The sequence below is a fragment of the Pseudomonas sp. ICMP 3272 genome (genome assembly GCF_001466905.1).
GTDB classification, from domain to species: domain Bacteria; phylum Pseudomonadota; class Gammaproteobacteria; order Pseudomonadales; family Pseudomonadaceae; genus Aquipseudomonas; species Aquipseudomonas amygdali.
In genome coordinates, this window is sequence record NZ_LKEK01000041.1 from 64,376 (window position 1) to 77,851 (window position 13,476).

Sequence of the window (13,476 nt, forward strand, 5' to 3'; positions counted from 1 at the left end):
GTCAATAGCTGATCGAACAGGGTTTGTACAAAAGTCAATCAAACCTCCATTTTCGTACACACCTTGGGGGACTTCGTACAGTGAAGCGGATGGCAACTATCCTTGCGCCCTGTACGAACCATAACGCCAAAGGTCCATAACCCAAAAACTGGCTGTCGGATATTAAACGCGAGTTGCTGACAAAAGCCTTGAGAAATCATTCATGAATAAGCTGTGTTTATTAGGTTTGCTGGTCGGGATGGCCAGTCAGTCGGTGATGGCCCAAAGCGCCGCCACGGACAATACAACGCTTCAAGCCAAGAATGCCTTCATCGGCAAACTCATGAAACAAATGACCCTGGACGAAAAGATCGGCCAGTTGCGTTTGATCAGCATCAGCGCCGACATGCCACAGCCGCAAATTCTCAAGGAAATTGCTGCCGGAAGAATCGGCGGCACGTTCAACTCCGTTACCCGCTCGGAAAATCGTCCGCTGCAGGAAGCTGCTGTCGCCAAAAGCCGTCTGAAAATTCCGATGTTTTTTGCCTACGACGTGGTTCACGGTCATCGTACGATTTTCCCGATCAGCCTGGGCATGGCCGCCAGCTGGGACATGGACGCCGTCGCACTGATGGGCCGGGTTTCGGCTAAAGAGGCAAGTGCTGACAGTATCGACATGACATTCGCGCCCATGGTCGATATTTCCCGCGATCCACGCTGGGGCCGCAGCTCCGAAGGCTTTGGCGAGGACACCTACCTGGTGTCACGCATTTCCGATGTGATGGTCCGGTCTTTCCAGGGCAAGAACATCGCAGCCAATGACAGCATCATGGCTGCCGTCAAGCACTTCGCTCTGTATGGCGCGGTCGAAGGCGGACGCGACTACAACACCGTGGACATGAGCATGACGCGCATGTATCAGGACTACCTGCCGCCCTACAAGGCTGGCATCGATGCAGGGGCTGGCGGCGTGATGGTTGCGCTCAACTCGATCAATGGTGTCCCGTCGACCGCCAACAAATGGCTGATGCAGGATCTGCTGCGCAAGGACTGGGGCTTCAAGGGCGTGACCATCAGCGACCATGGCGCGATCAAGGAACTGATCGACCACGGCGTGGCCAAGGACTTTCGCGAGGCCGCCAAGCTGGCGATCAAGGCTGGCGTCGATCTGAGCATGAACGACGTGGCCTATGGCGAGCAGTTGCCCGGGCTGGTCAAGGACGGCGAGGTTTCCATGAAGGAAATCGACAGCGCCGTGCGTGAGGTACTTGGGGCAAAATACGACATGGGCCTGTTCGCCGCTCCTTACGGCCGAATCGGCGTCGCTGCCGATGACCCGGCAGACACCTATTCCGACGACCGCCTGCACCGTGCCGAGGCTCGCGATGTTGCGCGCAAGACACTGGTGCTGCTGAAGAACCAGAACGACACGCTGCCGTTGAAGAAACAAGGCACCATCGCGGTTATTGGTGGATTGGCTCAAAGCCACCTCGACATGCTCGGCAGCTGGTCGGCAGCGGGCCGTCCCAACCAGTCGGTCACTGTCTATGAAGGGCTGGCCAACGCGGTCGGCGACAAGGCCAAACTGGTTTACGCCCGTGGTGCCAACGTCAGTGACAACGAGCACATCCTCAACTATCTGAACTTCATCGAGAAGGAAGTCGAGGTCGACCCGCGTCCCGCGCAGGAAATGATCGACGAAGCGGTCAAGGTCGCCGAGCAGGCCGATGTGATCGTTGCCGTGGTCGGCGAGTCGCGCGGTATGTCCCATGAGTCGGCCAGCCGCAGCAGCCTGAACATTCCGGGCAAGCAGCGTGACCTGATCAAGGCACTCAAGGCCACGGGTAAACCACTGGTGCTGGTGTTGATGAATGGCCGTCCCCTGGTACTGGTCGACGAGCAGGAACAGGCCGATGCCATGCTCGAAACCTGGTTCCCGGGCACCGAAGGTGGCAACGCGGTGGCGGATGTACTGTTCGGCGACTACAACCCGTCGGGCAAGCTGGCCATGTCGTTCCCGCGCTCGATCGGTCAACTGCCGGTCTACTATGCACACTTGAATACCGGCCGTCCGTATCATGAAGACAAGCCGGGCAACTATACCTCGCACTATTTCGAGGAGCCCAATGGCCCGCTGTTTCCGTTCGGTTACGGTCTGAGCTATACGCAGTTCGACGTCTCGGACATCAAGTTGTCGGACGCCAGCATGACGCGCAAAGGCAAGCTCACTGCCAGTGTAACCGTGAAAAACACCGGCAAGGTTGCAGGCGCGACCGTGGTGCAGTTGTATCTGCATGATGTGGCTGCCTCGATCAGTCGCCCGGTGAAAGAACTGAAGAACTTCGAAAAAGTGATGCTTGAGCCTGGCGAGGAAAAAGTCGTTAACTTCACGCTCAGTGAAAACGACCTCAAGTTCTACAATAGCGAGCTCAAGTACGCTGCGGAACCTGGTGAATTCAAGGTCATGATCGGCCTGGACTCGCAGACCGTGAAAGAAGCGACCTTCAATCTGTTGTAACGCTCGTCCATGGCGCGTTCGCAGGCATTGATCTGCAAACGCGCCAGCGGAGTCCGATCAGGCCGCAACATGACGCTCAAGCATCGTTACTGGCGCGTTACCCTGTACATGCTGCTGATTATGGCCGGTGCGGTGCTGTGCGCCGGGCTTGCGATGCATCAGGCCCAGCGTCACGCGCTATCAGAAGATGCGGTGCGTGCCGAAGGGCAATTGGCATTGTATGCCAATACCCTGCATACCCTGATCGAACGTTATCGCGCCCTGCCCTCTGTTCTGGCACTGGACCCGGAGATACGTGCGGCGTTGAGCGGTCCGGTAGCCGCTGACGTGCAGAGCGCGCTCAATCTCAAGCTGGAAAAAATCAACAATACGGCGCATTCATCGACGCTTGAATTGCTCGACCTGCACGGTCTGGCGATCAGCGCGAGCAATTGGCGCGCACCCAACAGCTATGTCGGCCACAACTATGGTTTTCGCCCCTACTTTCTGCAAACACGGGCGCAGGGTACCGGGCGCTTTTACGCGGTCGGTGTGACCACCGGAATCCCCGGGTACTTTTTGTCCAGTGCAGTGGTAAACGATACGGGCGCCTTCATCGGTGCGATGGTCGTGAAGCTGGAGTTTCCGGACCTTGAGCAGGAGTGGGGCCAAGGTGACGACCTGCTATTGGTCAGCGATGAAAAAGGCATCGTTTTCATTGCCAATCAATCGGGCTGGCGCTATCGCGAGCTGCTGCCTATTTCTGTAGAGGACCGTGCCGACCTGCTGCGCACGCGCCAATACGACAAGAAAGTACTGTCCCCGCTGCGCAGTCGGGTCATCGAAAGCTTTGGCGAAAACAGTCATTTAAGCCGTGTCGAAGGCCCGGATGGCACCACGGATTATCTTTGGCAGTCGCTGCCGCTGCCCGATGAAAACTGGACCTTGCACCTATTGCGCAAGCCACCCACGTCCAGCGAGGACATTCGCAACGCGGGCCTCGCCGCAGCGGGCATCTGGCTGGCACTGGTATTTCTGGCTCTGTTTCTCTATCAGCGCTGGCGACTGGCGCGATTACGGGAGCGCAACCGGGACGAACTGGAGCGTCTGGTACAGGAACGCACCCGTGATCTGCAAACCGCGCAGGACGGTCTGGTCCAGTCGGCCAAACTGGCGGCGCTGGGGCAGATGTCGGCAGCGCTGGCCCACGAAATCAACCAGCCGCTGACAGCCCAGCGCATGCAACTGGCAACCGTGCGGCTGCTGCTGGATCAGGGCCGAATCGATGAAGCCTGCAAAGCGCTGATTCCGGTCGATCAACAATTGACACGTATGGCCGCCTTGACCAGCCATCTGAAGACCTTTGCCCGCAAGAGCCCCAGCGGTTTGCGCGAGAGGCTGGACCTGGCCACGGTAGTCGATCAGGCCTTGCTGTTGCTCGATCCGCGCCTGCGCGAGGAGCACATCGACTGCGTGCTGCATCTGTCACGTCCCGCGTGGGTGCGTGGCGATGCCATACGTCTGGAGCAGGTGCTGATAAACCTGCTGCGCAATGCACTGGACGCCATGCGCGAGCGCCCGTCCAGGCGCCTTGAAGTGCGTATCGACGCCATCGACAAGCAATGGCGGCTCAGCGTCAAAGACAACGGAACGGGGATCGCCGAGGAAAACCTGGCCAGTATTTTCGATCCGTTTTTCACCACCAAACCTGTGGGCGATGGTCTGGGCCTTGGCTTGGCCGTGTCGTACGCCATCATTCACGAACTGGGCGGGCAACTTACGGCGCAAAACCATGCCGAAGGTGCTGTGTTCTGGTTCAGCCTGCCCAATGACTTTCTGGAGGCCTGACCCGACATGTTGAACGCGGTCATCGTGGTAGACGACGAGGCACCCATTCGGCAAGCCGTCGAGCAATGGCTGACGCTGTCGGGGTTTGAGGTGCAAGTCTTCGCCCGTGCCGAGGAGTGCCTGGCACAAATGCCGGAACATTTCCCCGGTGTGGTGCTGACCGACGTACGCATGCCGGGCATGAGCGGTCTGGAACTGCTGAGCCGAATGCAAGGCATGGACCCGGACCTGCCGGTCATCCTCCTCACCGGCCATGGCGATGTGCCAATGGCTGTAGAGGCGATGCGCGAAGGTGCCTATGATTTTCTGGAAAAGCCCTTCAGCCCCGAAACGCTGATCAGCAACCTGCGGCGCGCGCTGGAGAAGCGCCAACTGGTGCTGGAAAACCGCCGCCTGCATGAACAGGCAGATGCAAGAATCCGACTGGACGCAACGCTGCTCGGCGTGTCGCCCAGCCTGCAGATCTTGCGCCGCCAGGTGCTTGAGCTCGCGCAACTGCCGGTCAATGTAATCATTCGGGGGGAAACCGGCAGTGGCAAGGAATTGGTCGCTCGCTGCCTGCACGATTTCGGTCCACGCGCCGGCAAACCTTTTGTCGCGCTCAATTGCGCGGCCATCCCCGAGCATCTGTTCGAAGCCGAGTTGTTCGGGCACGAAAGCGGCGCGTTTACCGGTGCACAGGGCAAACGTATCGGCAGACTGGAATATGCCGACGGCGGCACCGTGTTTCTTGACGAAATCGAGAGCATGCCCATGGCGCAACAGGTCAAGCTGCTACGCGTTCTGCAAGACAAGCGCCTTGAACGGCTGGGTTCGAATCAGAGTATCGATGTCAACTTGCGGATCATTGCTGCGACCAAACCGGACCTGCTTGAAGAGGCCCGCGCCGGGCGCTTCCGTGAAGATCTGGCCTATCGCCTGAACGTTGCCGAACTGCGTCTGCCGCCGTTGCGCGAGCGCCTTGAAGACATCGCGCAACTGTTCAGCCACTTCGCCCGAGCCGCCGCCGAACGCATGGGCCGTGAAGTTCCAGCACTCAGCGCCACGCGCCTGACCCAGTTGCTCAGCCATGACTGGCCCGGCAACGTACGCGAGCTGGCCAATGCGGCCGAGCGGCAGGCGCTGGGCCTCGAACTCACCCCGACGCAGCCCGATATTCAATTGCAAGGGCACTCTCTGGCAGCACGCCAGGAAGCCTTCGAGGCACAATGCCTGCGCGCTTCGCTGACCCGTCATAAAGGTGATATCAAGGCTGTGCTCAACGAGCTGCAACTGCCGCGACGGACGCTGAACGAGAAAATGCAGCGTCATGCTCTGGTACGGGAAATGTTCCTGAACTGATGGCTGCGCACATCCTGTATGGCTTCTTCTGGCGATAACCGAACATTTCCCGCGCTGCCGGGTCTGCATACTGTCCCGGCTATGTAAGGCCGTGATGGCTGGATAGTTTTAAGGCATAATGACATCATTCCCGCCTGGCTATTCAAGCTCACATTGGCAGTCCGAAAGTTGGGGCATTTTCTACCGTGAATACTCCCCTCGACCTCCCACTGGGAGGCGGCGATATGGGCCGGCTCATCCGAGAGACAGACTGGTCGATGTCTGCGCTGGGACCGAAGCAAGCATGGCCAGCAGCGCTACTGTCATCAATGAACCTGATGCTCAGTTGCCCCGACAGCATGTATCTGCTTTGGGGGCCGGACTTTGTCCTGTTTTTCAATGACGCCTATGCCCAGGTTTTGCCCGTTGCAGCAGAGCAGGCTCAAGGACAACCCATTGCCTCGGTGTGGGGCGATGCCTGGGAGGCCGTGCGCCCGCTGGCCGAGCAGGCGCTTGGTGGACAAAGCCGCCGGTCTGACAATATTGAGCGCACCATCGTCCGCAACGGCAAGCCCGAGCAGACCTGGTGGTCGCTTTCCTATTCGCCGCTCTACGGCGATAGCGGCCTGATCGAGGGCGTGTTCTGCCGGGTCAATGAAACCACTTCCCAAGTCATTGCCCAGGCCCGACAAAATGAAAACGAAGCGTTTACCGAGCGTGTTCTGTCGAGCATCAATGATTGCATCAAGGTGCTGGACCTCGATTCGCGCCTGACCTTCATGAGCGAAGGCGGTCAGCGGATCATGGAAGTCAGCGATTTCAACGCGATTCGCGGCTGCCCCTGGCCTGACTTCTGGCAGGACCAGGGCAATCTGGACGCCATCGCTGCTGTCGAAGCGGCCCGCGCGGGTCAGAACGCCAGTTTCATGGGCTCGGCGCAAACCATGGCGGGCACTGTCAAATGGTGGCATGTGCAAGTCAGTCCGATCTTCGGCAAGGACGGCAAGCCGGAGAAAATTCTGTGCGTGTCCCGCGACATGACCCAGCTCCGAGACGCTGAACAAGCGCTGATGTCTCTCAACGAAACGCTTGAGCAGCGTGTGATCGAGCGCACCCGTGACCGTGACCGCATCTGGCGCCTGTCGACTGACCTGATGCTGGTGGCGCAATTCGACGGGATCATCTGCGCGGTCAATCCGGCCTGGACTCAGGCTCTCGGCTGGTCGGAAGAACAACTGCTCGACAGCCAGTTCCTGGGGCTGGTACATCCTGAAGACGTGGACAGTACGCTGGCCGCCATGAGCGGGCTGGAAAACGGCCAGACCATTCCTCACTTCAAGAATCGCTATCGTCATCTGGACGGTTCGTACCGGACCATCTCGTGGACTGCCGTGCCGGACCAGCAATACATTCATGCCGTCGGCCGTGACATTCAGGCCGAGGAAGAGGCCAATGCAGCGTTGCGTCTGTCCCAGGAGGCCCTGCATCAAGCGCAGAAACTGGAGGCTATCGGCCAACTCACCGGCGGTGTGGCGCACGACTTCAATAACCTGTTGACGGTAATCCGCTCCTGCAGCGACCTGTTGAAGGCACCTAACCTTGAAGAGCATCGCCGTGTGAAGTACGTCGAGGCCATTTCCAGTACGGTAGACCGGGCGGCTCGTCTGACCGGTCAGTTGCTGGCCTTCGCCCGCCGTCAGGCCTTGCAGCCGGAAGTGTTCGATGTCTGCAAGAGTGTGGCGCGTATTGGCGAGATGATGGATACGCTCACCGGCGCACGCATTCAGGTGAGCATCGACCTGCCTGCCGAGCCGTGCTTTATCTTCGCCGATGGCAGCCAGTTCGACACTGCGCTGGTCAATATGGTGGTCAACGCACGCGATGCAATGTCGGGCGCGGGCCGACTCAGCATAAGCGTTGAATGCGCTGCCTGCCCCACTGCCGATCAGCCTGCCTCACTCAGCGATGGCGATTATGTGAAGGTGTCGCTGACCGATACCGGCGCGGGTATCGCCAAGGAAAAACTGGGCATGATCTTTGAACCGTTCTACACCACCAAAAGCGTGGGACAGGGTACAGGGCTGGGGTTGTCGCAGGTATTCGGCTTTGCCAAACAATCGGGCGGCGAAGTGCTGGTTGAAAGCGAACTGGGCAGAGGCAGCTGCTTCACGCTATGTCTGCCGAGTGCAAAAAATCACGAAGTCGTCGCGCAAGACAAGCACTGCGCGCCTGCCGCGTTGCCCGGCCTGTGCGTTTTGATGGTCGAGGATAATCAGGACATCGGTACTTTTACCCGACCGATGCTTGAGCAGCTTGGTTTTCAGGTGCTTTGGGTCAAGAGTGCCACCGAGGCGCTGCATGAGTTGTCCGGTAACCCGGAAAACTTTCATGTGGTGTTTTCGGATATCGCGATGCCCGGCATGAGCGGGCTGGAACTGTACGCCGAAATCGAAGCTCGTTATCCCTGGATGCCGGTCGTCCTCACCTCCGGCTACAGCACTGAATTTGCAACGATCGCTCAGGACGAAACACACCGCTTTGACCTGTTGCAAAAACCCTACTCCAGAGAAGATCTGGCAGCGATCCTGCACAGGGCGGTGAGTCGCACTGGAGAATAATAATGCTGCAAAGGCATCCTGACGCGGGGTGCCAGCAGGCATTCCCGACGCATAAAACCAAGACAACACCGGTGGCCTTGATTCAGAATCACGCAAAGCATTGCAACAATCCTTGAGCAGGGAGCATTTTTGAGATGATCGTCGGTATTGACCTGGGCACTACCAACAGCCTGGTGGCTGTCTGGCGCGACGGCAGCAGCGAGCTGGTTACCAATGCGTTGGGAGAAACACTGACCCCAAGTGTGGTCGGGCTGGACGACGAGGGGCAGATTCTGGTTGGCAAGGCGGCGCGCGAACGTCTGCAAACTCACCCGGACAAAACCACGGCGCTGTTCAAGCGTTACATGGGCAGCGCTCAGGAGATTCGCCTGGGATCTGCCACCTATCGCCCGGAAGAGTTATCTTCGCTGGTGCTCAAGAGTCTTAAAGCCGACGTCGAGCGCGCGTTTGGCGAGCCTGTCACCGAGGCGGTGATCAGCGTTCCGGCATACTTCAGTGACGCTCAGCGTAAAGCGACGCGCATTGCCGGTGAGCTGGCCGGCCTCAAGGTCGAGAAGCTCATCAACGAGCCGACAGCAGCAGCCCTGGCCTACGGACTTCATCAGAAGGAAGGCGAAACCTCGTTTCTGGTCTTCGACCTGGGTGGCGGCACGTTCGACATCTCGATCCTCGAACTCTTCGACGGCGTGATGGAGGTGCGTGCCAGCGCAGGCGACAACTTCCTGGGGGGTGAAGACTTCGACCGTTTGCTGGTCGAGCACTTTCTGACCCTGCACCGAGATGAGCAGGACTTCCCCGGCAAGGAACTGGTAACGCCTTCGCTACGACGTGAAGCCGAGCGCGTGCGCAAGGCGCTGGGCCAGGAAAACAGTGTCGATTTCGTGCTGCGCCATGCCGACCGCGAATGGCGCAAGACAATCACGCAAGAGCAGATGAATGATCTGTTTGCGCCTCTGCTGGCCCGCCTGCGCGCGCCTATCGAGCGAGCCTTGCGCGATGCGAAAATTCGCGTCGCAGATCTGGACGAAATCCTGCTGGTGGGCGGCACTACACGTATGCCGCTAATCCGCAAACTGGCCGCCGGGATGTTCGGGCGTTTTCCGGCCATCACGCTCAACCCGGATGAGGTCGTCGCGCAGGGTGCTGCGATTCAGGCAGCACTCAAGCAGCGCGATGCGGCGCTGGAAGAAGTCGTTTTGACCGACGTGTGCCCCTACACCCTGGGTATCGAAACCACACAATACGTGTTCAACGGCTATCAGTCCGGGCATTACCTTCCGATCATCGAGCGCAACAGCGTGGTACCGGTCAGCCGGGTGCGTACCGTAAACACGGTTGCCGATAATCAGGAGCACGTTCTGCTGCGGATCTTTCAAGGTGAAAGCCGCCTGGTCAAAGACAACATCGCGCTGGGCGAACTGAATATTCCCGTGCCGAAAGCCAAGGCTGGCGAGGTCGAACTGGACGTGCGCTTCACGTACGACAACAACGGCCTGCTGGAAGCCGATGTGCGGATCCAGATGACCGGCGAAAATCACAAGCTGGTTATCGAGAACAACCCCGGAGTCATGACACCCGCCGAAATCCGTGAACGACTCAAGGTGCTGGAAGCGCTCAAGGTTCATCCTCGCGAACAACAGGTCAACACTCACCTGACAGCACGTCTGGAACGGCTCTATCAGGAGTATCTGGGCGAGGCACGTGAAACCATCGGAGTCTGGGCTGCACAATTCCAGCGCGTGCTGGAAACCCAGGATGACCGGCAGATCAATGAACTGCGCAAACAGCTCGAACAGGAAGCAGACCGTTTCGAACGAGGTGAATGGTGACGGCAATGGATTGCTGGAGCGTACTGGATCTGGGCCATGATGCCGACGAGCGCAGCATCAAGCGCCAATACGCCAGGCTGTTGAAAACCACACGTCCCGACGACGACCCGGTTGCCTTTCAGGCGCTGCGCGATGCTTACGAGCAGGCGCTGAACTGGGCAAGAAATCGTGTGGAAGACGACGATGAGGGCAGTGACGTCTGGGCAGTTGCTGGTCAGCCCCCCGAATCGCTGCCCCTTGATGAGCCTGCGCTGGTAGTCCGACCGGACCATCGACAGGTACACCCGGCATTCGACATGGCCGAGCCTCCTGCCCGCCCGGCAGTAGAGTTGAGCTGGTATGAGCAAGCCAGTCAGACCACACCGGAAAACCTGCACTCACAACGTCAGATAGCCCAGGATCAAGGCTGCGATGAGCTCTTCCAGCAACATCTGGCCCGGCGTTGCCTGCTGGACCCGGAGGACAATCAGGCGCTGATCAAGGCCGCCGTCGAACAACTGCATTGGCTGACACCCTGGCAAAAAGTACAGCTCAGGACTCATCAGGCGCATCGGCTGACTCAGGCACTGCTGGACAGCTCGCTTGAGTCATTTCATGCCATGCTCGAAAACAACGAGGAACGTGCCTTTCTCGATGCGCTCAAGGCACTCCGGCAGCAGCCATGGCTGACATCATTTGATCGCCAGGAGCAACTTGAACAGTGGACCATGACACTGCTGCTCAACAACCATGACTGGTCCCCTGCCCTGTTCGAACGCTTGAGCAGCCTTTTTGCCTGGGATCAGAAACATGACGTGTATGCAGGGCCGCTTTCCCTGTGGATGAATCTGGTCCAGCGTTGTGAAAAGAAGGCATTCGTCGCACACCAGCAGAAACTGCTCGAAGCCTCACAAGACAGTCCCGAGGCCATGGCTGCGCGTCTTCTTCTGCAACCACCACCCCTGGATGAAAGGCTGCGACTGGCAAGGCACGGTAATCAAGAGCTGTGGCAAGCCTGCGAAAAACTGGCGTCCGACCTGACTCACCGGTTCCCGGATGCCATGCAAGAGTTCCCGGACGCCGACGTACAATCCTGGCGTAAATTGCCTGAGCAGGTGTCATCCAATCTCAATCTCAGGGCCTATTTTTTCGGCGTATTGACGATCTTCACGACGGCATCACTGGACCCTTCCGGCAGCAACGTCACCTGGTACGAAATAGCTGGCCTTGCGCTGACCGCGCCGGTTTTCCTCCTGCCTGTCATCCATATATTCATGTCGTTCTGGCGCCCTTTCGCTGAGCGTATCAAGCCGGTGGATATGCGCTGGAGTGCGCGCTTGCTGCCCGATTACCTGAGCTGGCCCGGTTATCAGGCGCTGGCGCTGCGCCACGGTATTCCGATCGTCACGCTAGGCTACGTCTGTGTACAGAAAGGGCCCGTACTGGCAGCGCTGTATGGCGCAGTCCTGCTGCTATGGATCGTGCTGTCGCCGTACCGGATTTCAGGTTTTCAGGACGCCATTTCCGTCAGGACCGGAGGCTGGGATAGCGTAAAAGCCTTCTGCGTCAGAAATACCTTCAAGGCAATCATGATCGTTCTGGGTCTGATGCTCGCTTTCGTCGTGGGCGTGATTGTGTTCGGCCCTGCACGCGGCCACTACCTCGCTTGAGTACCCATCGGCAAGAATCCGCCTACCTCAATCGGGCAGATAAGCGGATTCTTGCTCATCAAAGTCTCTCAACCGCTCTAGAACAGGCTCTCATGGTGTGGCACAGCTCCTGCTATGTCACAGGCAGGGCATCCAATGCCTCCTTCCAAAAATAATGAAAAACAAGGAACACCATGGAAACTTCCAATCCCGCCTCCCGTGGGTCGGCTGCTACTGCTGCTGGCCAAAAAACCACTTCCAGCCGTTTGAAATCCATTTTCAGCGGCTCGGTCGGCAACATGGTCGAGTGGTACGACTGGTACGTCTACGCCGCTTTCTCGCTGTACTTCGCCAAAGCGTTCTTCCCCAAGGGCGACACCACCGCACAACTGCTCAACACCGCCGCGATTTTTGCCGTGGGCTTTCTGATGCGGCCTATCGGTGGCTGGCTGATGGGGCTTTACGCTGACTACAAGGGGCGCAAGGCTGCGCTGATGGCATCGGTACTGCTGATGTGTTTCGGCTCGCTGATCATTGCCCTGACCCCGGGCTATGAGAGCATCGGCGTCGGTGCCCCGATCCTGCTGGTGTTCGCCCGACTGCTGCAGGGCCTGTCTGTCGGGGGTGAATATGGCACCTCGGCCACCTACCTCAGCGAAATGGCCAGCAAGGAACGTCGCGGCTTCTTTTCCAGCTTCCAGTACGTCACGCTGATTTCCGGCCAACTCATCGCGCTGGGCGTGTTGATCGTGCTGCAGCAGACACTGACCACCGAGCAGCTGTATGCCTGGGGCTGGCGTATCCCGTTTGTCATCGGTGCCCTGTGTGCAGTGGTTGCGCTGTTTCTGCGCCGTGGCATGGAAGAAACCGAGTCGTTCACCCGCAAGAAAAAGGAAAAGGCCAAGGAAAGCCTGATGCGCACATTGATGCGTCATCCCAAGGAACTGATGACCGTAGTCGGCCTGACAATGGGCGGGACCCTGGCTTTCTATACCTACACCACGTACATGCAGAAGTACCTGGTCAACACCGTCGGCATGAGCATCACCGACTCGACCTCGATATCAGCCGCGACGCTGTTTCTGTTCATGCTGTTGCAGCCGGTGATTGGCGCCCTGTCCGACAAGGTCGGGCGGCGTCCGATCCTGATTGCGTTTGGCGTACTGGGAACGCTGTGTACCGTACCGATCCTGACCACGCTGCATACCATTCAGACCTGGTGGGGCGCGTTCTTCCTGATCATGGCGGCGCTGATCATCGTCAGCGGTTACACATCGATCAACGCAGTGGTCAAGGCCGAGCTGTTTCCGACCGAGATCCGTGCGCTGGGTGTCGGCCTGCCGTATGCACTGACGGTGTCGATTTTCGGCGGTACTGCGGAATACATCGCACTGTGGTTCAAGAGCATCGGCATGGAAAACGGCTACTACTGGTACGTAACCGCGTGCATCGCCTGTTCGCTGCTGGTGTATGTCTTCATGAAAGACACGCGCAAACATTCGCGGATCGAGACAGATTGATCACTCTTCGTTAACACGCCTGAGCAGCATGCCAACGCCTGAGTTGGCGTGCTGTTTCCACGCCGGTGTGAGGAACACAATATCGGTCACATCGATACAACCGTCATCATCGCCCCCTGAAACGACATGAGCACTTGCTACAAAGTGTTTCAATACAGTGCACACTTTCGAGACCAATCAGCGATAAGACATTGAAAAAATTACACTTCCAGTTTGTCAAGAGGCTTTATTACAAGA

Annotated in this window: 7 protein-coding genes; all 7 read left to right on the forward strand. The window is 58.3% G+C overall.

The window, feature by feature from the left end; all coding sequences use genetic code 11:
• Positions 1–202: 202 nt before the first annotated feature.
• Positions 203–2,497 (forward strand): beta-glucosidase BglX, encoded by a 2,295-nt coding sequence (gene bglX, locus AO068_RS07980; protein WP_058408071.1) that lies wholly within the window; start codon positions 203–205, stop codon positions 2,495–2,497.
• A 69-nt stretch (positions 2,498–2,566) separates the two neighbouring features.
• Positions 2,567–4,324 carry an ATP-binding protein gene (locus tag AO068_RS07985; protein WP_058408089.1) on the forward strand — a complete coding sequence of 586 codons (1,758 nt, stop codon included), beginning with the start codon at positions 2,567–2,569 and terminating at the stop codon, positions 4,322–4,324.
• A 6-nt stretch (positions 4,325–4,330) separates the two neighbouring features.
• Positions 4,331–5,665: a sigma-54-dependent transcriptional regulator gene (locus AO068_RS07990; RefSeq protein ID WP_058408072.1), complete on the forward strand. Its 1,335-nt coding sequence runs from the start codon at positions 4,331–4,333 to the stop codon at positions 5,663–5,665.
• Positions 5,666–5,889: 224 nt separating this feature from the next.
• Complete coding sequence (locus tag AO068_RS07995; protein ID WP_080395015.1) at positions 5,890–8,262, forward strand: PAS domain-containing protein; 2,373 nt, start codon at positions 5,890–5,892, stop codon at positions 8,260–8,262.
• 134 nt (positions 8,263–8,396) lie between these two features.
• Positions 8,397–10,091 (forward strand): molecular chaperone HscC, encoded by a 1,695-nt coding sequence (locus AO068_RS08000; protein WP_058400782.1) that lies wholly within the window; start codon positions 8,397–8,399, stop codon positions 10,089–10,091.
• Positions 10,092–10,096: 5 nt separating this feature from the next.
• Positions 10,097–11,740, forward strand: a complete 1,644-nt coding sequence (locus AO068_RS08005) for a J domain-containing protein (protein WP_058400840.1) — start codon at positions 10,097–10,099, stop codon at positions 11,738–11,740.
• Between the two features lie 173 nt (positions 11,741–11,913).
• Positions 11,914–13,239, forward strand: a complete 1,326-nt coding sequence (locus AO068_RS08010; protein ID WP_058408074.1) for an MFS transporter — start codon at positions 11,914–11,916, stop codon at positions 13,237–13,239.
• Positions 13,240–13,476: the final 237 nt, after the last annotated feature.